At 58.6% G+C, this 19,379-nt stretch carries 21 protein-coding genes; 8 read left to right on the top strand and 13 right to left on the bottom strand.

The window, feature by feature from the left end:
* The first annotated feature begins 36 nt into the window (after window positions 1–36).
* The 3 genes from AMR74_RS13310 to AMR74_RS13300 all read left to right on the top strand — a co-directional run bounded on the left by AMR74_RS13310 (window position 37) and on the right by AMR74_RS13300 (window position 2,860).
* Window positions 37–264 (top strand): antitoxin VapB family protein, encoded by a 228-nt coding sequence (locus tag AMR74_RS13310; RefSeq protein WP_053772541.1) that lies wholly within the window; start codon window positions 37–39, stop codon window positions 262–264.
* Window positions 251–664 (top strand): type II toxin-antitoxin system VapC family toxin, encoded by a 414-nt coding sequence (locus AMR74_RS13305; RefSeq protein WP_053772540.1) that lies wholly within the window; start codon window positions 251–253, stop codon window positions 662–664. The genes AMR74_RS13310 and AMR74_RS13305 overlap by 14 nt, the downstream gene beginning before the upstream one ends.
* 780 nt (window positions 665–1,444) lie before the next feature.
* Window positions 1,445–2,860: an ATP-binding protein gene (locus AMR74_RS13300; RefSeq protein WP_053772539.1), complete on the top strand. Its 1,416-nt coding sequence runs from the start codon at window positions 1,445–1,447 to the stop codon at window positions 2,858–2,860.
* Between the two features lie 151 nt (window positions 2,861–3,011).
* On the opposite strand, the gene AMR74_RS19200 is transcribed toward AMR74_RS13300, so the two are convergent.
* From AMR74_RS19200 to AMR74_RS13285, 4 genes are all read right to left on the bottom strand, one after another.
* Window positions 3,012–3,149: a hypothetical protein gene (locus AMR74_RS19200; RefSeq protein WP_158293564.1), complete on the bottom strand. Its 138-nt coding sequence runs from the start codon at window positions 3,147–3,149 to the stop codon at window positions 3,012–3,014.
* A gap of 523 nt (window positions 3,150–3,672) precedes the next feature.
* Window positions 3,673–4,911: an RNA-guided endonuclease InsQ/TnpB family protein gene (locus AMR74_RS13295; RefSeq protein ID WP_053772538.1), complete on the bottom strand. Its 1,239-nt coding sequence runs from the start codon at window positions 4,909–4,911 to the stop codon at window positions 3,673–3,675.
* Window positions 4,908–5,297: an IS200/IS605 family transposase gene (gene tnpA, locus AMR74_RS13290; protein WP_053772537.1), complete on the bottom strand. Its 390-nt coding sequence runs from the start codon at window positions 5,295–5,297 to the stop codon at window positions 4,908–4,910. The genes AMR74_RS13295 and tnpA overlap by 4 nt, the downstream gene beginning before the upstream one ends.
* A 110-nt stretch (window positions 5,298–5,407) precedes the next feature.
* The gene (locus AMR74_RS13285; RefSeq protein WP_053772536.1) at window positions 5,408–6,607 is read right to left on the bottom strand and encodes an orc1/cdc6 family replication initiation protein; all 1,200 of its coding nucleotides are present in this window, start codon (window positions 6,605–6,607) and stop codon (window positions 5,408–5,410) included.
* Between the two features lie 306 nt (window positions 6,608–6,913).
* On the opposite strand from AMR74_RS13285, the gene AMR74_RS19410 reads away from it, so the two are divergent.
* Window positions 6,914–7,327, top strand: a complete 414-nt coding sequence (locus AMR74_RS19410) for a hypothetical protein (protein WP_053772535.1) — start codon at window positions 6,914–6,916, stop codon at window positions 7,325–7,327.
* Window positions 7,328–7,373: 46 nt separating this feature from the next.
* Here AMR74_RS19410 and AMR74_RS13275 read toward each other — a convergent pair whose 3' ends face one another.
* The 6 genes from AMR74_RS13275 to AMR74_RS13250 form a co-directional block, all read right to left on the bottom strand.
* Window positions 7,374–7,673, bottom strand: a complete 300-nt coding sequence (locus AMR74_RS13275) for a sugar phosphate nucleotidyltransferase (protein WP_077152324.1) — start codon at window positions 7,671–7,673, stop codon at window positions 7,374–7,376.
* Window positions 7,674–7,803: 130 nt separating this feature from the next.
* A complete protein-coding gene (locus AMR74_RS13270; protein WP_240471171.1) occupies window positions 7,804–8,199 on the bottom strand; it encodes a hypothetical protein in 396 nt (131 codons plus the stop codon).
* 71 nt (window positions 8,200–8,270) lie between these two features.
* Window positions 8,271–8,831 (bottom strand): DUF7342 family protein, encoded by a 561-nt coding sequence (locus tag AMR74_RS13265; protein ID WP_053772534.1) that lies wholly within the window; start codon window positions 8,829–8,831, stop codon window positions 8,271–8,273.
* Window positions 8,832–8,912: 81 nt separating this feature from the next.
* The gene (locus AMR74_RS13260) at window positions 8,913–9,416 is read right to left on the bottom strand and encodes a hypothetical protein (RefSeq protein ID WP_053772533.1); all 504 of its coding nucleotides are present in this window, start codon (window positions 9,414–9,416) and stop codon (window positions 8,913–8,915) included.
* Between the two features lie 5 nt (window positions 9,417–9,421).
* Window positions 9,422–9,979 carry a DUF7342 family protein gene (locus AMR74_RS13255; RefSeq protein WP_053772532.1) on the bottom strand — a complete coding sequence of 186 codons (558 nt, stop codon included), beginning with the start codon at window positions 9,977–9,979 and terminating at the stop codon, window positions 9,422–9,424.
* Window positions 9,980–10,115: 136 nt separating this feature from the next.
* Complete coding sequence (locus AMR74_RS13250) at window positions 10,116–10,823, bottom strand: sugar phosphate nucleotidyltransferase (protein WP_053772531.1); 708 nt, start codon at window positions 10,821–10,823, stop codon at window positions 10,116–10,118.
* Window positions 10,824–11,061: 238 nt separating this feature from the next.
* Between AMR74_RS13250 and AMR74_RS13245 the strand changes: the two genes are divergently transcribed.
* A complete protein-coding gene (locus AMR74_RS13245; RefSeq protein WP_053772566.1) occupies window positions 11,062–11,769 on the top strand; it encodes a DUF7437 domain-containing protein in 708 nt (235 codons plus the stop codon).
* A 99-nt stretch (window positions 11,770–11,868) separates the two neighbouring features.
* Here AMR74_RS13245 and AMR74_RS13240 read toward each other — a convergent pair whose 3' ends face one another.
* Entirely contained in the window at window positions 11,869–13,149 is a 1,281-nt protein-coding gene (locus AMR74_RS13240; protein WP_053772530.1) for an RNA-guided endonuclease InsQ/TnpB family protein, read from the bottom strand.
* A gap of 83 nt (window positions 13,150–13,232) precedes the next feature.
* Here AMR74_RS13240 and AMR74_RS13235 point away from each other — a divergent pair, with 83 nt between their 5' ends.
* On the top strand, window positions 13,233–13,691 hold the full coding sequence (locus AMR74_RS13235) for a hypothetical protein (RefSeq protein ID WP_240471170.1): 459 nt from the start codon (window positions 13,233–13,235) through the stop codon (window positions 13,689–13,691).
* Between the two features lie 68 nt (window positions 13,692–13,759).
* On the opposite strand, the gene AMR74_RS13230 is transcribed toward AMR74_RS13235, so the two are convergent.
* Window positions 13,760–14,200, bottom strand: coding sequence for a type II toxin-antitoxin system VapC family toxin (locus AMR74_RS13230; RefSeq protein ID WP_053772528.1), 441 nt, complete (start codon window positions 14,198–14,200; stop codon window positions 13,760–13,762).
* Window positions 14,197–14,472 (bottom strand): hypothetical protein, encoded by a 276-nt coding sequence (locus AMR74_RS13225; RefSeq protein WP_053772527.1) that lies wholly within the window; start codon window positions 14,470–14,472, stop codon window positions 14,197–14,199. The genes AMR74_RS13230 and AMR74_RS13225 overlap by 4 nt, the downstream gene beginning before the upstream one ends.
* Before the next feature lie 342 nt (window positions 14,473–14,814).
* Here AMR74_RS13225 and AMR74_RS18605 point away from each other — a divergent pair, with 342 nt between their 5' ends.
* On the top strand, window positions 14,815–17,199 hold the full coding sequence (locus AMR74_RS18605; protein ID WP_139043008.1) for a hypothetical protein: 2,385 nt from the start codon (window positions 14,815–14,817) through the stop codon (window positions 17,197–17,199).
* On the top strand, window positions 17,196–19,190 hold the full coding sequence (locus AMR74_RS18600) for a hypothetical protein (RefSeq protein WP_139043007.1): 1,995 nt from the start codon (window positions 17,196–17,198) through the stop codon (window positions 19,188–19,190). Before AMR74_RS18605 ends, AMR74_RS18600 begins: the two co-directional genes overlap by 4 nt.
* The last annotated feature ends 189 nt before the right edge of the window (window positions 19,191–19,379 follow it).

Here is a 19,379-nt window from a genome sequence, read left to right as displayed (position 1 = left end):
GCTATCGATTTACGTATGGGTACCTATACGTAACGTATGAGCAAGAACATCGCGATTAGCGACGACGTGTACCGTCGACTGAAACGCGAGAAGGGCGACCGGAGTTTCAGCGAGGTGATCGCCGACAAACTCGACGGCGGCGGTGAGATCTCGGATGTCACCGGTCAAGGCATCTTCGACGCCGAAACGCCCGACAAGGTCACTGATGAGATCGAGCGGTTGAGCGAGGGAACGATGGATCGAGTCACCGATGAAGATCTGTGACACGTCCGTCCTCGTCGATATCGACCGCGGCGGGGTCGACGGGAAAGTAGCTGCTCTTGACGAAGCGGGCCGACACGCGATCAGCATCGTGACGGTGACCGAACTCCGGCTCGGAGTTGACCTCCAGTACGAACGAGGAACGGACCGACATCAACAGGCGATCGACGACCTCGATCGCCTCCTCTCGCGGTTCGACGTGCTTCCGATATCGCGACCGGTCGCGACGACGGCCGCGACGATCATCGCGACGCTGCGACAAGCCGGTCGGCCGCTCGATGATCTCCACGACGTGTATATCGCCGCGACTGCCCGAACACGGGACCTCCCGGTGTTGACCGCGAACGTCGATCACTTCGACCGGATCGACGACCTCCGCGTCGTCGACTGGAAGACGTTCTGAGGTGGTCCGATCGTGGGCACAGATAGAGGGAGCGGCGAACCCGTACCGCGAGGAGACGCAGGGAAGGCCCCGAGGACCTGGTCACCGGCATCTTGTGACGTTATTGTCGTCACAGGGCTCTTCGGAACTTGTGCCGTTCCGGTCGTACGCGAGAAACTCGAAACCGGCGTCGATACGCATCTGTATCTTCGGCCGGCACTCGACACACTCGACAACGAGAGTCTGGTCACGACGATTTTAGCCGCTTCATACCTGACCGACTGGTTCGTTCGACAGTCGAAGCAGCGCGCTCCGCGTTCGTTCGCGAGGGCTTGTAGCCGATTACTGGCAGCGTCGGGTCTTCCGGCTGTGGGCGTAAGCAGGGAATCTATCGCGTCCACCGACTCCTGCGTTCACATGAGACCGTCACGAAGGGTCTCAATCAACAATACCACCCGATCATGACCAACGTCGACGACGGCTCGGGCTTCTCGACGATATTTGTCAAGCGCCTCGCCTTGTCCGTCTCGAAGACGTGCGCGAGGAGGACCCACCCTACGACGTTGAGCCTGTAGCGTTTGATACCCTCAGCGTAGAAGGGTGAACTTGTCGAGGACTGTCACGTCGTAGCCATCTTTGAGGAACGATTCGGCGAGGTGGCTGCCAGTAGAGTAGGGTGGTTCACCCTCACACCACTCTAACTCCTGTTCAGTTTTAGAACTCAAACTATTATAGCTTCACGTATTATAGTCTAATTTCTAACTTCGGCACACATATGTGACTCCCGCCCCGAGTAGGGGCATGGATCAGTTCGTCAATCGGGCCGATGAACTCGATCGACTACAGACCCTCTATGAGAGCGATGCCGCGGAACTCGCAGTTATCTACGGACGTCGGCAGATCGGCAAGAGCGAACTCGTCCGCCGATCGATCGCCGACCGCGACGATGCCGTATACTATCAGGCCATCCAAGGAACAGCGACCACACAGCGCAGGCGGTTCGTTGAGGCTGCAGCGACGACCTATCCAGAAATCACAGAAATCAAAGAAGAGTGGGAACCACTGCTAAAACACCTCACTAGGCGAGACGCCGTCATCGTCATCGACGAATTCCCGTACCTTATCGAGTCTAACGAGGGGGTCCCATCGATCATACAACATTTGTGGGATACCGCTGTCGATGAGAGCCGGGCGACGCTCGTACTCACGGGCTCTGCGATCGGCATGATTCATACCCACGTCCTCGATGGCGGTACGCCACTCTACGGCCGGGTCTCTCAGACGCCAAACGGCCGCCTTGAACTCACCCAGCTGCCGTTTTCCGCCATCCACGAGTTCGTCCCGACGTACGATCCCGAAGAACGGGTGTTCGTCTATGGCGTCTTCGGCGGCACGCCCCGCTATCTCAGTCCGCTCGATCCGTCACGGAGCCTCGGAGAGAACATCACACGGCTGTTGTACGATCCGGATGGCCCGCTCCACGACGAGCCCGAAACTGTCCTTCAGATAGAACTCAACGAAGTACACACGTATTTTTCCGTGCTCGAGTCGATGGCCAGCGGAAATCGCCGTCGAAACGAGATCGCCCAGGGAGCCGGCATCGCAAGCACCAACACGTCGTACTACTTCGACCGGCTGGAAACGCTCCGGATCATCGAGAAACACCATCCGGCACTTTCCGATCCGGCACGCAGCAAGCGGACGCGATACCGGATTCGAGACCCCGTTTTCCGGTTTTACTTCCGATATCTCTACGGCCGCGAGGGGCAGTACGAACTCTACGGCGAGAACGGCTACGCGGATCTCATCGAACCGGAACTACCCGACTTCGTCAGCGAAACGTTCAAATCGCTCTGTCAGCAAGCGGTGCCGGCACTCTATTCGGACTACCAGCTCACGCGAGTGCCGACCCAGTGGTGGTACAAGAGCCGAGAGATAGACGTTGTCGCGCCGACTGACGAGTCGACGCTGATCGCTGGCGAAGCGAAGTTCACGAGTACTCCTCTCGGGTATGACGTGCTTTCGGACCTCGAAGATGACGTGGAGCATGTCGACTGGACACCCACGGTGGGTGGTGAGCCGACGTACGAATTCGCTCTGTTCAGCCGCTCCGGGTTCAACCCCTCCGTCGAGGAAGCCGCAGACGAGCGTGATGACCTCCGCCTCTTCGATCTGTCCGATGTCGTTGCCGTTCTCGAGAATGGAACCTCCCACTGAATATTGACTGTGCCCCGTCGCATTCACCACCCCCACCCCACCGTGTCGAGTGTTCTTTCTGAGAGAGGGCAGGACAGCCTCCGGTGTGACCCCACCGTGTCGAGTGTTCATACGACGCTGGCGAGGGCCACCCGAACGAAACCGATCGAACTCATCCGATCCGTGCTGCCACGACTGTCGAAAGCGCGATGTCGTCGAAGTCCCGAACGAGGGCGTCAACGATGCCGAGGCCGACATTGAACTCGTACTGACAACGTCGGGTTCTCTGGGCGGGCAGTACGAGGGACACACCGTACACCAAGTAAAATCGAGAGGTGAAACCCCGGTCAAACCGTCTTCACACACGTCGGACCGAGTGACACCTGCCGAAACGGTACAACGCGGTCAACGTACCCAGTTCAGTTGGAACGATACCCCGACCAGAATTCAGGTTCGCAGACACACCTCATACCAAGTGAGTTCCAACAAAGTGAACAGACCGCAAAGTCCATCATCTCACCACCAAGGCCCGAATTGCTCGACGTCTTTGTTCTGCCAGTAGCACAACGGTTACAATTTCTTTGCCCCTCCGCGTTCATCGCCACTCCCACCCCACCGTGTCAAGTGTTCTCCCCGAGACAGAACGGGATGCTGAGATCCTACCATATCCAGTGTTCGTACGACTCCAGCCAGAGCCACCCGAATGAATCCGATCGAACTCACCCGATCCGCGCTGTCACGCCCTTCGGGAGCGCAATAGATTGACCTCCTCCCGCGCCTAAAGACGCGGGAATCCCACCACTGGATTTCAGGCCTGTCGTGGCCCTACGGTTTCAAGACGCATACGTTCCAAGCGTCTCTTGCTGGGTTTCAGCATCGGCTTGGGTGTCTTGTGGGGCGGTCAAACGCCCCCCATCCTCAGCCGAGTCATCGCCATCCGTGTGTTCTCTTGAATGGCTCTCTCCACTGAGGTAGCGATCTGCGATATTTATCGCGCCGTTCACGTCCGCTTGGTACTCGCCCATCCAGCAAGCGTCGTTCGTACACCTAAACGTCGCCTGTCGCGGGCGGTATCCTACCTCACCGCACGCGTGGCACTCCCTCGACGTGTTACGCGGATTCACCGTCTCGACGGGGATTCCCTTCTCGACGGCCTTGTACCGTATCTGCGCGTGGAGCTTGGCGAATCCCCATCCGTGGAGACGCCGGTTCATATACACGCCGTAGTCCATCGACTCCCGTATGTACGTCAGGTCTTCCAGAACGAGAACGGGATTCTCGACGGACTCTGCGTACTCCACGACGTCGCGGGTGACGCGGTGGAACACATCGTCTATCTGGTTCCACAGGTCGTCACCGAATGACTCCGCGATACGCTCGCTTCCACGCGTCTGGAGACGACGCTTGGCGGTGAAGTAGGTCTTGCGGAGCCGACGAACGGTCTTTCCTTCGTCGGCCCACAGTTCGGGCGCGGTCGGAGAACCGTAATCGTCGCGGTGACACACCGTGACGAGTGACGCTTCCCCGATGTCCACTCCGATAGGCGTCCGTTCTTCGGCAGACACCTCGGAAGGCTCCTCGACATCGCGGGTGGCGGTGACGTGGAGATACCACGTTCCGTTCCGCTCGAATAGCCGACTCTCGCCCATTTCTGCGTCACCAGCGTTCAACGCTTCGAGCCAGTCCCGCTGTTCGGGGTTCGGCTGTGCTGGCATCCAGAGGTGATAGTCCTCGTGGTGCGGGATTTTGACATACCACTCAATAGCGTTCTCGGGTTTGTGGTCGAGTCGGAGCCCCTCATTAGTGAAGCGCACAGGGTGGTCGTCGTGTAGGTCGCCCGCGTTGTAGGTCGTCGTGGGTTGCGGGACGTACTGTTTGAGTGCGTTCTTCGCGTATCCGCTCAGATTGTAGGTGACCACCACGTCGTTCGCTTCGGTCTGTGTGGTACAGTTCTGGTTGAAGGCGTCTTGGAGGGCGTGCTGGTACGCCTCTCGCGTCTCTCGGAGTTTCCGCCGCTTGTGAGCGTTCGGCTCTACCAGTTTGAGTTCCAGCGTCTTCGTGAGTTCGGTCACGACTCATCCACCTCGTGACGCTGGATGTAGTTCTCAACAGTCTCACTCGAAACGTGTCCAGCGGTTCCTGCGTAATATCCTCGCGCCCATCCAATTTTCTCTCCGTCGTGGTCGGCGTATCGGTGGTTGTACTTGCGCGAGGAGATGCCTTTGAACCAGTTGGCGAGGAGTGCCGGTTCGTTCTTAGGCGGACTACTGACAAACAGGTGAACGTGGTCGGGCTGTACGGTGAGGTCAAGAATTTCGACGCCTTTGTCGTCGGCTATTTCGTGGAAGATGGTTCGCACACGGTCAGCGACCTCGCCTTTGAGTACCGAGTTGCGGTACTTCGGCAACCACACTATGTGGTAGTTGAGGTTGTAAGTCGCGTGCCGTGTGGTCTTCATCTGCGTTACATACTATCGATCAAGATGTGTTAATACTGGTGGTGAACCGGTGGGAAATCCAGCCGTAGTGTCGTCGGTGGAGGTGACGCTATTGTCCGCTTGACCCCCGCCTAAAGACGGGGGTATGCGCTCGTAACTCTATCAAAATCCCGAACGACATCGCCGACAATATCGAGGTCGACGTCGAACTCGTACTGGTAGTAGTGTCCGCCCGCCCGCCCCTCGTTTTTCATCTGCCGATCAAGGATGCCGAGCATCGCCAGATCCGCGAGGTGGTCGTGCATACGACGACGGACGAGGGGGTCGACGTTCGAACGCTCTGCGATACGTCGATACAGCGGGTACACGTCGCGGATCCGCGCCGGAGTCTCCTGCTCGAACGCGAGCTGTAGCATGGCCACGAGCGCGAGATGCCCGTGTTTCGTCAGCTCGCGCATCCCGTGTTCGACCTGACTCTGCTCGAGTTTCTCGCGAGCCTGATGGACATGCTCCTCTGTTAGTCGCTTCTCGCTGTTCGTCCGCGCAATCTCACCGGATTTATACAAGATATCCAACGCCTGCCGGGCACTTCCCGTGTCCTGCGCCGCGATAGCGGCACACAGCGCGATCACGGCGTCGTCTACCGCGTCGTCGTACATCGCACCGGCCACTCGCTCTTCGAGGATGGCGCGCAGCTCCGGAGCGTTGTACGGCGAGAAGTGGATCTCCTCCTCACAGAGGGTGTCTTTCACCTTCGGAGAAAGGTCGTCGCGGAAGCCGAAATCGTTGCTGATGCCGATCACACCGGGTTTTGCCTCGGAGAGGTAGCCATTTGAGCGGGCTCGCGGGATCTCATACAGGATTTCGTCGTCGCTGCCGATGTGATCAATTTCGTCGAGGACCAGGAGCACCGTCCCGCCGATCTGATCTAACTCCTCGTACAGAATGTCGAACACGCGCTGTTGGGGGTACCCGGTCGTGCTGATCTGATCGTCTACTGGTCGCAGTTGGTTCACGAGATTAACTGCGACTTGGTAGGACGACGAGAGGTTCGTACAGTTGAGCCAGCAGACCGAGAGTTCGACGTCGTCGTACTGCTCTGTATCTCGTTGTAGCTGCTTCAATAGATAGCGGGACACTGCTGTCTTCCCGACGCCCGTTTTACCGTACAAGAAGATATTCCGGGGTTGTGCGCCGTTAACGATCGGCTGAAGCGCGGCCGTGTACGTCGAAATTTCGTCCTCGCGAGCGGTAATCGAATCCGGTTGGTAATCCTCGCGGAGCATGTCCTCGTTGCGGAAGATCTCTGTGTCTCGTGTGAACGTCGCCATCCTCTGTCACGTTTGACTCAGTCCGCACTGATAAAACCACTGTGTCAAGTGTGTCGTGTGAAAATATAGATAATCTAAGTCTACCGGTTAGCACTTGACGCAGTGGAGTGTCACTCGGTCAGCCCTCATAGATAACAACCGAACGGAACACTCGACACAGTGGGGTGGGACACGGAGATGCTCAGTTACCCACGTCGAACACTCGACACAGTGGGGTGCGTTCTGAGACATACCCTCAATTCTCATCGAGAACACTCGACACGGTGGGGTGTCGAGCGCTCGGCCCACCGACTCGCTGCTTACTTCATGTTCAGAGTCGGCGGCGAGGTGGTGAAGGAGCGCAGCGACGACGGCGTTGACGACTCGAACATCGTCGAGGCCCAGGACCTCGTCCAGCACGGTCGGTTACGCAACCGGATTTGCGACCAGATCCAGCACGCCCAACTGCTGCTCGAAACGTTCGCGTACCTCGAAGAACGAGGCGCGACGCCGGCCCGTTCGAAGACGATCAAGACGCGGTACGAGCGCGTGGCGGGCTCACACACCGTGGAACTCAGAAGCTTCCGGCATACCCCGATGCGGCGACTACGCTCGCAGATACGCGTCGTAACCTCCTGCTCGAACGCGAGCGCCACCCGTCTCGAACAGTTGACGCAGTGGGGTGTGATGAGAGACCTGTGGTTGGTCGTCTCCGAGAACACTCGACACGGTGGGGTGTAGGGGTCGACTACTGCCCAGTGAAAAAAGCACTCGACATGGTGGAGTATCAGGAACCCGTCCCGCTCTCCTCACGCACCAACTCGCTCGCCCGCTCCACGTCCTCCGATGTGTTCACGTTCACTCGCTCGCCGAGCCGCACAGTCTCGACCTTGTAGCCCGCCCGCATCAACAACCCCACGGCCTCGCTCAGCTGGTACTCGCCCTCGGCCGACAGCCGGAGCAGCGCACACGCGTGAAAGACATCCGCCGGCAGGATGTACCACCCGGTCGCCACGAACGTCGATGACGGTTCTGCCGGCTTCTCGACGATCCTCGTCACGCCTCCCGTCTCGTCCGCCCGGATCACGCCCAGGGCTCCCGATCTGCTGTCGGTTCACGATCGCTTTCGGGACGTACGTGACGAGTCTCGGGCCGACTTCCTCCTCGATCGACGGGCGGAGCAGGCTGAGTGTCTCGGAGTTACGCCCCGAGGGAGTTCACGCGGAGTGACCCGCGTCGCCGTGGAGCGTCTCGACGCGTTCGGTGACGTGGTCGAGAACCGTGAACAACACGTCGAGGTGGTGGGAGCCGAGCGGTGACGGTTCCGCGTCGCCAGCGTCCGGGGGTGGATGAACGTGTGCTCTGGGTGCGTCTGTCTTCGGATGGCGATCCCACCGACACTGGTAGCGAGCCGTGCCACGCGTCTCGACGTAGTGAACGTAGTAGTCGTTCGTCACGAACCAGTGGATATCGATCCGTGCGGCGTCGACCGCGTCGGGATACGCACTCGAATCGAGTGATATCGCGAGCGAGCGCGGCGAGATCGCGTCGGGTTCGAACGTCCACGACTCGACGAGCGGATGTGTCGCCGCCCGTCGGCCGAGCGTTCGCATCGTCGTCCGATCGAGTCGACCACCGGCGGGTCCGTCATCGGGAGATGTATCGTCCGACATGTCCTTCCGGGTCACGCGGACGCGCCGAGGTCGCCACCGTCACGTTGCCGGTCGGCCGCCCGCGAGACAGCCCGCTGGAGCAGTTCGATATCGTGCCGGACCGTTCGCCACCGAGACAGCGATTCGAGTCGATCGTGGACCGCTGCGTGCTCCCCGTCCTCGATCCGAGCGATGTCGACGGAATCGGGGGAGGGAACACTGAACGACCGCTGGAAGTCAGCGTCCTCTTCGAGGAGCTGATCCAGGTGCTCCCGGAGCTCCGCATGGGTGTGTTCGTCGGCCAGCCGTTCGACGCGCTTCCACTGAAAATACGACTCGTTGCGTCGATACTCCGCCGGACGGCCCTCACGGTGGTCGACGACTCCCATCTCGGCCAGTTGGGTGAGCGCGTCTCGCGCCCCGTCAGTGGAGCAGTCTGCACGATCGGCAATACCGCTCGCTCCCGTATACTCCGTGACCCCGGTTATGACGTCGTACACCCGCTGAAACGTGGTTCGGTCGCGTTTCCACTGTTGTCGCGTCTCCTCACGCCCGTCCGACGACGCCGGGTCCCACGTAGAGTCCCCTGACATACTCTGGAAGACGACCTAAACAGATATATACCTTCGGAAGCAGAAATATACTTTCTCAGAGCGAGACCGCGTGAGAGCGACCTACTCACCGGTCACGTCTGGGATCGCAGGTCGACCGTCGGTCCACGTGAGCGCATCGACGACGTCCACGAGCTGGGCAATTCGGTGGTCGAACACGTTCCGTGGATGCCGGTCGAGAAACACCGCCTCCGTTCGGTGGATGGTGTCACCACGGTAATCAAGCTGAAAGCGACACTCGCCGAGGTTCATATGCGTGTCATCCTGGTGCCATCCCAACATGAGCTCCCGGTCGGAGTCGACCCATTGGATCCGATAGAAGTCGTACGCGAACTCGGTCGGAAAGTCAAACGACACGTGGAGTTGGACCGTGCTGGCGGGATACGACGCGTCGAAAAATCGCTCCGGGTGAATCGTCGCTCGAACCTCGAGTTTGTTCGCCTTCGAGGGATAATACCGGACGTGTTCAACCGGTGCGTCCGCACCGGTCTGTGTCTGTAGCTGGGTGTGGATCCGCGTGAGAAGCGTCCGCTTGTCGAGGTTGACACGATCTGCAAGAAAGATCATCGCGACTACTGTGAGAGCGGATTTGAGGCGTTCGCTGAGTCTCCCTGTCCGGTATAAAGTTCACGAGCGTCGTCGTAGAGTTCGAGCGCGTGCCTGAGAAGTCGTTTGTTGTCCTCAGTGTGTTCCCAGCGACGGAGTATCCGATTTCGCTCCCGGATCTCGTCGCTCGAAAGCGCGTCGTCGGTGAGCGTCGCTTCGAGTTCGTCGCGTACCTCGACGTCGAACGCCGTCTTCCAGTCGTCGATCTGTGCTTGGAGGGTCGCGATCTCCTCGCGGAGTTCCTCGCGGGTGTGGTCGTTGATTAACTCGGTGAGTTCGGTGAAATACCGCTGCTGGTAGTTCGGCGCGTACCTGGGACTCCCGTCGTCCCCGTCGACGATCTGTACCTGCCCGAACTCGGCGAGCATCTCTAGTTCGTCTTTGGCTGTCTGCCACGAGGACACCTGCGCCTCGTCGCGAACCCAGTCGACGGACCGCGGCTGCGTGAGGGTCGTGGCGATCGCTCTGACCCGCTCACGGGCGGTCTGCCCGTCACTCCATGACGCGAGGCCTCGTTCAGTCATATCTAGTCGTAGGGAGTGTTATCTATTATTTCTTTGGACGGCTCTCAGATATGCGAGAACATGCTCACGACGAACGGACGAACTGAGTGGTTCCGCCTCGGCTCCCGAATGGGGATATCCTCCGAACTCCCGAGGTTCACCACGCCCCGCGCAGTAACTCGCTCACCCGCTCCACGTCCTCCGATGTGTTCACATTCACGCGCTCGCCGAGCCGGACCGTCGCGGCCTCGTACCCCGCCCGCACCAACAACCCCACGGCCTCGCTCAACTGGTACTCACCCTCGGCTGACGGCCGAAGGAGCGCACACGCATGGAAGATGTCCTCGGGCAACACGTAACACCCGGTCGTGACGAGCGTCGACGACGGCTCAGCCGGCTTCTCAACGACCCCAGTCACACGTCCCCGCTCGTCCGTCTCGATCACGCCGGTCGTCGTCGCCACCTCGGGCGACACCTCCTCGACCCCGAGCACGGCATCCGCCTCCTCAACAGCTGTAACCGCGGGCGCGACGCTCCCCCCGAAGACGTTGTCGCCGTTCACGAGCAGGAACGTCCCGTCGACGTGTGGTTCCGCCTGAAGCACGGCGTGCCCGGGCCCCAACCGCTCGCGCTGGTGGACGTACATAATAGGAACGCCCTCGAAGGTGTCGCCGAACTGGTCGACGATCCAGCCCGCCTCGTACCCGACGATTACGATCAGCTCGTCGGCCCCAGCCTCGACTGCCGTCTCAAAGACGTGCACGAGGAGCTGTCGCCCCGCCACGTCGACGAACCGCTTCGGTCGCTCTGCTGTCAGCTCGCCGAGTTGACTCCCTCGGCCTGCGGCGAGGATGACTGCGTCCATACGCAAGACGCCACACGCCAGTCACCTAACCGCATCAACGGGACTATCCGATCCAGAAGCCACGTTGGCGGGCTTCGATCTCCGAACGCACCGTCGAGAGGATGTCACGCCAGTCGGTCGGGTGTGTCGTATCGTCGCCGGAAATTGGGGCCTCTGGTCCCGCATGGACGTGGTCACGGGCATTGTGACAGTTGTTTGCGGCGATAGTCTGAAGTACACAGACTTCGGACTAACGAGTATGACCGCTGATCACAACCGTGTTCGTCTGGATGGTGGGATCGACGCGTTGGACCCGCCACCGAGAGACGTGATGGACGAAGAGGCGCTCAAGCCAGAGACGCTGGCCCAGAACGCTCCGCGACTCGAGACGGTCGTTCAGCTGCTCAACAACCCAGCACTGGCCCGCGTCTACGTCTACGTGTGTTACTGGGGGCCGGTTGCCCCGCCAGAGATCATGGAGGCACTCGATATCTCGAAATCGACGACCTACGAGTACGTCGATCGGCTGGTCGACCTCGGCCTCGTCGACCGTGATGACTCGACGCGCCCCCAGCAACTGACCGCCGAGCCGATCGTCATCGTCGAGCAGTACGCCCCAATCGTCATCACACCAACCGTCCTCCACGCCCTCGCGCTCCAAGAGGTCGACGAGGACGTCGCATACTTCATCGACCGCTACGGTATTGGGAAGCTCATCGCAGCTTTGCGGGGTGCTGGACTCCATTTCGCGGGCAAGACAACTCAGCGGATGGTCGCCGCTGATATCGACGTTCGCGAAACGGAAGCAATGATGATCATCTACGCACTCAAACCGGCACTGGCCGTTGGCCGAGACCACGATCCGTTCTTTGAGTATCTGTTCCCGGATGTGGATGATGAAATGGATCTCCCCGAGCTTGATGATGTATCTGATGCCCCGACCCGTTCGTCGGATCTCGATAGGTGAGTCGGTCAAATGGGTTCCGACACACCATTCTCTGTTGACATCCTCCCCGCGCTGAAGCGCGAGGATTCCCACGGCACCGCTGGGTTGGGATATTGTGGTTTACGACGTTGCCTGTTCTTGAGGGGCAAACGCACCAGTTTCCTTGTCAAACAGGAACGTCGATGGCTGTGCCAACCAGCCGTTACTCCTATCACCGCCATCCGTGGCGGGACTTGGAGATACTTTCTGTCGGATATTCTCTGCCCCGTTCACATCCGCGTTCGCTACCGTCCCACACTCATCGCACACATACAATCCACGTTCAACTCGGTTCGCGTCACGCTTGCGACCACAGCAAGAACACGACTTCGACGTGTCCTCCTCGGAGACTTCCTCGATGGTGATACCTTCCATCTCCGCCTTGTATTCGAGAAGGTCTGTGAAACGGTCAAACGCCCACGAGTGTAAGTCGAGGTTGCCGTGTTTGCCCCAGTTTTTCGACTCGTCAGAGTCATCCTCTTCGCGGATTCCCGAGAGATCTCCCACTACGATCGTTCCAACGCCTTCCTCAACACACCGTTCAACAATGTRTTTCGARAGCGTATGGAAATAGTGAGTGCGACGAGCCGACTTCTTSTGGTTCAGCCGGGTGGCCTGCTCAGAGTTCGAGTCGTCACACCGGGCAATCCGCTTGCTGAAGTAGTAGTCGTCCTGCTTCAGACAGTTCAGCGGATACAGCTCGCTGTGGCCGTCTTCATAGGCAAGCGCGGCRAAGTTGTTGATCCCGAGATCAACGCCCACCGCCTTCTCACCGGGGGCTTCAGCCACCTCTAGTTCAACCTTACAGACGAAGTGCAGTTCCCATTTCTCACCTGTCCAAACTGCCCGAACCTGTTGGACGTTCTCGACAGTCGAGAGATCRAYGYCGGGGCGAGTCTGGTACTTACACAGGATGAAGTCCGACCAATACTCCTTGAGGTTCGACCCCTTTGAGAGTCGAACGCGGTTGTACTGGGTGTCGAGTTTGAAGCCAGCGGCTTTGAACGTGACTGTGGAACGCGGGTGTTCGTCGCCGTGTTTACGGTAGCCGGGCGGGTTCGCTCGTGTGTCTCCGTTACGTCGTTTGCCGTACCAGCCGTTAAACGCCTCGGCGAGTTCTTGAAGGACTCGCTGACTTGACTGCGAATGCAGGTCAGCATAGCGTTCGTGGGTTTTGAGGTACGTGGTGAGTTCGTTGTGGTTCGGGATGTGATCGATTTCGTCCCAGATCCGGCCACATGTCCACCGTCCGACGTTCCAGAGTTTCGAGGCGGCGAACCCGAGCGAATCAAGGTCGTCTTGCACCCGCGGCTGGTTCCGTATGGAAGCAGTATAGGTGCGGGTAACGACCTGTTTCGCCATATGTAACCTATGTAGATCTACTTACTTGAAGGTGTGTATTTGCTCAGCGTGGAATATCCAGCCGTACCATCGAACGGTGGAGTGTGAAGTGTAGTGTCGGATTCATCCCCGCGCTAAAGCGCGAGGCTTTCTCCTCGATTCTCCGTAAACTCCCTAGGCGCGTGATCGGTGAACTTGGAGGACCAGAAACGGACCGCGTCCGAACGGCGCTCGACGAGGGGTGGGCAACGATTATTGATGCTCCCTCACCGACGGATGGCGACGCTGTCGCCGCGAGTGATATCGCCAAACGAACTATTGCGAACGAAACCGATCAGCCCGAACACGAGGTCGAAAAAACGGATGCGATTCTCGCCGGGTTGGCGATCCAGCACGTCAGAGACCGTTCAACGGCGGGTGTTATCGTCCTCACAGACGATAAGCCTGCCAAGAAGGGTATCGAGAACGCCGTCCGGGCGCAAGGATACACGGACACGATCGCGGTTCACAGATTAGAAGACATCATCGGTGACGATTCGGGCGACTCGATGCGGCTGATCTAGGTCAGGGGGTGTCCACTATGCGGAAATTCCTCCGCTGCTTAAGCACCCGCGACCACAACTATCCGGTTTCACTGAAACGTGAGTGTGTCCGGAACGAGTCGGGAAACGATCCCGTCGAAGTCGTCGTCGAAACTCAACACCCCGTCTATCTCGTGATATTCGACCATCGCGACGGTCATCGCGTCGGTGAAACTGAGCTCGTGGTCGGCGTACGTCTGGTGGACGGACACGGCACGATCGAAGAGCGTCGGAGATGAGTGGAGTAGTTCGATGGCCGAGGGGTATCCCGCACCGCGAATGCGCCGTCCCACCTCAAGCCCGGCGTCGATGTCCCCTGTCCGCCGCTGCGTCAGCGTGACTGTTTCGTCGTAGACGTAGTCGCTCGTCATCACGTGACCGTATTCTGCGGACGAAAGGACGGTGTTCAACGCCTCAGTACCCTCCGTGTGTCGGCTAGCGTCGGCGTCGTGATGCGCGTAGAAGACGCCGGTGTCGACGAAGACGCTCATCCGTAGAGGATGTCGTCGATGTCGTCTTCCGTCGTTTCCACACCGGAGGCAATCGTCCCTTGGTTGAACTCCTCGAGTTCCGTTTCGTTCAGGGCTGTTGTTCCGTCTCGGAACGAATCGACGAACTCCGCGCGGGAGTCGACTGCCGATTGAATGAGAGTGGAGAGAATTTCCTGCTGAGTGACCTTCTTCCCCGTTTTGAGCCGGATCTCTGCCTGGAGTTCTTCGAGCTTTGATTTCGCGTCTTCATCCATCTTGACCGCTGTTGACATACAGTTGAGTTGTGACTACAACACAGTTAATGTTCCTACCAAAATCAGCGATGCTTGTTCTGACTGGACCAGACCGCTTTCTCTGTGGGCTCAACTTCGAGTTGTCACCGATACATCCCTCAGAATCTCTACCCTTATCACCCAACCACCACCCTGTTTCTCACCCCCGATATTTTGAGAGCAACAATTAATTCACATTCTTCATTCGACACAAACACACCAATCGCACCGACTTCGCTGACTACCCAACACAGACTCACTGTGAACTACACACGACAACACCCACACTCCACATCTCGAACCGCCGCCCTGAGCAACGACGCCCTCCTGTGTCCCCGCTAAATGGCCGCCACCCCAGAATCCCCACAAACTGACGACGACCGCGCTGAAAACGACCAGGAAGACTCTTCTACCCCAGACACCCTGCCAGACGAGAAGTTCAGGCCCAGCACACGCGCTCGGTTCGAACCACCTAAAGACAAGCCCCAACGACGCTCGGCCTTTCGGATTCGACTCCCCATCATCGAAGACGAATTCGAAACCCTTCCGGACTACATCCGCGGGTGTATCACCCAAGTCATCGAAAAAGTCCGGAAGGAAACCGCCGGTGGAATCAATCAGTTCGAAGTACTCCAGTACCCTGGTCCGGTTGGCTTAGAACTCATCTTGAGCATCGAGCCAAAACGGAATGACGCCCGAAGTACCAACCAGAGCACGGTCGGCGACTTTGTCGACAGGACCCATGAGGCGGGCGCCAACAAACTCACCAAGGCGATTCAAAAATACGTTCCTGAGGAATGTACCGTTGAACGTGGGTCTCTCGATCTGTCTCCACTCGGTACCACCCCAGTCAACGTGTCTCGGCTTCATCTCCGTAAAGATCACGTGGTCAATCCCGTTGGCACGAGCGGTGTCGACGTGCTCGCGACGACGTTTAACACACTACGTGAGCACTCAGTAGCATTCGTCTATCAAACACTTCTTAAACCGAAACAAGATGGCCAGTACACTGCCGCCGTTCGACTTGCGACGTATCCACCTCAGTTCGTCTTTACCGGTCGAGAGGACTTCGTTAAGATCGCTGAACGCGGCCACCCATTTGATCTGGCGACGACGTTCGGCGCGTACAACCTCACCTCCAACTTCCGGGGACTCACTGACCGGTACTGGGAAACCGAGTACACCGAGAAAATCAACGGTGAATCGTTCGGCAGCGCAAGTTACACTGATGAAATGGTAACATCGCGCAAATCAAGATCGCAGGCACGGCGTGAAGCGGACCAAGTGAAAGAGATCGTGCTTGGCAAAGCCGATTACTGGCATATGCTGTCTGCGAACGCAACGTGGGACACACTGCTCAAAAAAGAACTCAACCGCTATGCTCGATTCGATATTACGGGACCGTTCGTAGCACAACTCACTGGCCTGGTTCGATTACGCTGGAAGACCAACCCGTGGGGGGTCGTTCCAGGGCGTGAACCGCCCAAATTCTACACAGAAGAGATACTCAACACATACGGCTCAACGGCGCCAAACTATGGCGACAATGATGAGCTCATGCACGTCCCCGACGAGACGCTCGCAAACACCGGCAGCATTGAACACCACGGACACGTCCAGTCGATTATTGACATCTTCACCGAAGGCGGCGATGAGATTTACGAAATCACCCAGAACAGCAAGTCGCTGCCGGATATCGAACTCCACACAGAGACCGGTGAGATTAGTACGATCCCGCTGACTGTCGACGCCTCATACGTCTCTGTTGAGGCCGAACTCCACAACAAAACAAAAGCGACGACCACACTCGTCAACGCTGACCGCGCCTACGCCATGGGCCGGCACGTTATCTTCGTGTATGATTCATTCAAAAGCGCACGACTAGGATATACCCATCTCAGTCAGCCGTACAACGACAACCTCTCCGACCGAGATGATGGCGGTGTTCGGCTGTACAACCGCACAAAGCCAGTGCGGTGTCCCGACGACCGCATTCCGGTGGTGAAAGGCAGTACCACAACCACCTGGGAGCTGTTTGGTCGCGACCGGATTGTCGCTCGCGTCAACGGCGAGCGTATCGCAGGCGGCACACCCGGCGGCGATGTCGGTGAGTTCTCGTGGGACACCCATTTCTATCAGGAGGTCGACGGCGTTCACCGCGTTGAGGATGCAGACGGAGCGGTCATTGAGACGTACAACGAACAAGAGACGTTCACCGCAGAATGGACAAAGATTCCACTCCCACACATTCCAATCTGTGGGAACTACCTTCATTTCGCAACGGTTGCGTACCGCACCGGAGAAGGTGGCATTGACGTCTACTCTGATCCCCCGGACTGGGATACGCCTGACAGCGCCGGCAAAATGAAGCGACACCGTGGCTGTCTCGAAAGGTTCACGGATCAACTCATCTGTGAACGCGATGACGCGCGCATCTCGTCGGGAGCACTCCAAACGTGGGCGCAACACTACTACACCGCCGCCTCAGCCCACGACACGCCACCGGGATCGATCATCGTCCAAGCACTCCCCGAGGAAATCAAAGACGCAAAGAAAGGCGGCACCAACAACCGCAATCCGCACTACCCAGGATACGACTGGGTCATCCCTCCGGAGATCGACACGCCGCATCGCCCGGGCGTTGAAGAAGGACTCACCGACCTTACTGAAACGCTCACAGAGACGTCGGTGGCCGACGTCGAGATTGACACCGACGAGGCGGAATGAAACATATTACAACGGGGAGCCATCCCGCTTCGCCGTGGACTGCTGTTGAGTTCGTCACCACCAGCAAGTCACCAACTGACTACCATGACACGCCCGTCTCACGACTCCTCGCGCGGGTGATCTATCGGGCGCTTTTCGACGAGGGGTTCACCGCGGTCACGTTGCTCGCGGTGTCTGGACACCACCGTGAGCGGTACCTGCTTCGGTCGCGATCGACCACACACTCCAGAAAGCGTACCGAGAAACTTGCCAGTATTGCCAACGACCAACTCCCACTTGAGGTCGGCATCACGATGGTCGAAGTTGATCCAGCACCGCTCGGTGTCACCCCTGTGCCCGTCCACCGACTGCTCACAACACGCGATCACCCAGTCACGCGCGCGCAGATATCGACGCCAACCCCATTCGAACAACTCCTCAAGATTGCGACCAGTATGCGCCCACATGCGATCCAACTCATCGTCAGTCGATTCAAGGGTGAGTCCGTTGAAGTGAGCCTCCGCGTCGCAGATTTCTCACCTACGGTGGTTACCCACACGGCTGCCGGTGATGCCCACTATCACCAGCATGCGCCCGATATAGCTGCCCCCTTTGAGGCATTCAATCTCACGACAAACCGTGCGTTCATCTTCGATCACGGCTGGCAACAGCACACAGAAACCCGCTTGTCTGGGCCACCCGTTCCGATGGTGACACGCGAACACGGCGCGGTTGTGAAGGTCCCAACACTTGCGTCTGCTCGCGACCTCTCACTGACCCCAACAGAGTATACCGCGTTGTTCTCTGATGACCCACCTGCGGCCCCACTCACACCGACGTACGCCCAACATAGGGTGCTTCCATGGGTTCGCCTCGATGTCGAACTCTTGCCAGCGTTCTGTGGACTGCGAGCCCACACGTACCATGTCTCGCCGTGGAAACACTTTGGTCGCGCACCACCACGAATCACCCCGCAGTACACATTGCGAGAGCCAAAGCCACCGGCAGCCTCGCCGCCGCCATCGGATCCCAGTCCGACTGCTGGGGAACTCGAGATTGAATCGTCGTTCGGTCAAACCGCCCTCAAGTGGGCCCGCGAACAGGGCGCGAACGTCACCGACGACTACGCTAGTCCGTTCGAGGAGTTCACGGCGGCGTACCCAAACCAGACACACCACTGTGTCATCCTGACGGACCCAGCGTTCATCCGTGGCGACTTGGTTGCGGTCGCCACAGACATCCATCAGTCATCCACAATTGATCGGCTCACCGTGTTCACAGACACAACTGACGTTGCGTCTCGGGCACGGAACTGTCTCCAACGCCCGTTCATCCGGACCGACGACGGGAAGACGCGACTGTACACCAAATCGATGCGACTACCGAAGACGCTTGACGCGCCAGTCCATCGACTCCCAGCAACGAGCGAGTGGATACTCACGCCCACAGGCGACTTGGAATACCATCAGGGCGGGACAGTCAGTGCCCGCGCAAGCCCCGACGAGACCTTCGAGACGATCACGGCCGGGTTCCCGCAGGTCTCTCATCGTGATGGGCTCTTCACTGTCACAAAGCCGTCCGATGGCGCCCAGCGAATCTACAAAACGAATGAATCGTGTTTCGAAGAGTTCGAGTTTGTCTACCCGCCAGCTGTGCCATCGTGGCTTGTAGACGGGCTTGCGTTCGCTACGGTTCTTTTACACGACGGCGACACCGTCTCTGAATACCAGCCTAACGCCGAGTGGGATGCTCCCCGGCTCACGACTCGCGATCGGGTGGCCGCGACCGAATTTTTTGCGACGTACACCGTTGCAGATCCCGATCGCTCGCTCACCTACGCTGATGTCGAAACCGCGTTTATCTCATGGCTTCGTCACCAAACCGAGGAGCCAATCCACGGTAATTTTTCTGTGAGTCTGAAGTCTGCGTTCCCTGGAACACTCTCAAGCATCCATAGTGACGACCTGCAAAAACGGACGTGGCGGTACCCATCTGAACCCGCACAAGGGTAGTGTGATTTCCTGTGCTGAGAGTGGCCCGTCTTTGCGACGGATAGTGTACCTTCTACGTGGCAGGTGGTGGACCATCCATGCGACGGGGAGTGTGACTTCTACGTAGCGGGGATGTGGCTTCTACGTGGCGGGTAGTGTAGTCTCCACGTGGCGATGGTGTGGCCTCTGCGTGGCGGGTGGTGGACCATC

Source organism: Halorubrum tropicale, from assembly GCF_001280455.1.
In the GTDB taxonomy this organism is placed as follows: domain Archaea; phylum Halobacteriota; class Halobacteria; order Halobacteriales; family Haloferacaceae; genus Halorubrum; species Halorubrum tropicale.
The sequence above is the reverse complement of the archived record's forward strand: the minus strand, read 5'-3'. Positions and strand labels throughout refer to the sequence as shown.

What these genes read in the sequence shown, in the direction of transcription:
- AMR74_RS13230 (WP_053772528.1), bottom strand. Translation starts at nt 14,200, where the DNA reads ATGAGCGTCTTCGTCGACACCGGCGTCTTCTACGCGCATCACGACGCC.
- AMR74_RS13310 (WP_053772541.1), top strand. Translation starts at nt 37, where the DNA reads ATGAGCAAGAACATCGCGATTAGCGACGACGTGTACCGTCGACTGAAA.
- AMR74_RS13245 (WP_053772566.1), top strand. Translation starts at nt 11,062, where the DNA reads ATGACCGCTGATCACAACCGTGTTCGTCTGGATGGTGGGATCGACGCG.
- AMR74_RS19410 (WP_053772535.1), top strand. Translation starts at nt 6,914, where the DNA reads ATGTTCAGAGTCGGCGGCGAGGTGGTGAAGGAGCGCAGCGACGACGGC.
- AMR74_RS13255 (WP_053772532.1), bottom strand. Translation starts at nt 9,979, where the DNA reads ATGACTGAACGAGGCCTCGCGTCATGGAGTGACGGGCAGACCGCCCGT.
- AMR74_RS13300 (WP_053772539.1), top strand. Translation starts at nt 1,445, where the DNA reads ATGGATCAGTTCGTCAATCGGGCCGATGAACTCGATCGACTACAGACC.
- tnpA (WP_053772537.1), bottom strand. Translation starts at nt 5,297, where the DNA reads ATGAAGACCACACGGCACGCGACTTACAACCTCAACTACCACATAGTG.
- AMR74_RS13285 (WP_053772536.1), bottom strand. Translation starts at nt 6,607, where the DNA reads ATGGCGACGTTCACACGAGACACAGAGATCTTCCGCAACGAGGACATG.
- AMR74_RS13260 (WP_053772533.1), bottom strand. Translation starts at nt 9,416, where the DNA reads ATGATCTTTCTTGCAGATCGTGTCAACCTCGACAAGCGGACGCTTCTC.
- AMR74_RS13265 (WP_053772534.1), bottom strand. Translation starts at nt 8,831, where the DNA reads ATGTCAGGGGACTCTACGTGGGACCCGGCGTCGTCGGACGGGCGTGAG.
- AMR74_RS18600 (WP_139043007.1), top strand. Translation starts at nt 17,196, where the DNA reads ATGAAACATATTACAACGGGGAGCCATCCCGCTTCGCCGTGGACTGCT.
- AMR74_RS13270 (WP_240471171.1), bottom strand. Translation starts at nt 8,199, where the DNA reads ATGCGAACGCTCGGCCGACGGGCGGCGACACATCCGCTCGTCGAGTCG.
- AMR74_RS18605 (WP_139043008.1), top strand. Translation starts at nt 14,815, where the DNA reads ATGGCCGCCACCCCAGAATCCCCACAAACTGACGACGACCGCGCTGAA.
- AMR74_RS13305 (WP_053772540.1), top strand. Translation starts at nt 251, where the DNA reads ATGAAGATCTGTGACACGTCCGTCCTCGTCGATATCGACCGCGGCGGG.
- AMR74_RS13250 (WP_053772531.1), bottom strand. Translation starts at nt 10,823, where the DNA reads ATGGACGCAGTCATCCTCGCCGCAGGCCGAGGGAGTCAACTCGGCGAG.
- AMR74_RS13225 (WP_053772527.1), bottom strand. Translation starts at nt 14,472, where the DNA reads ATGTCAACAGCGGTCAAGATGGATGAAGACGCGAAATCAAAGCTCGAA.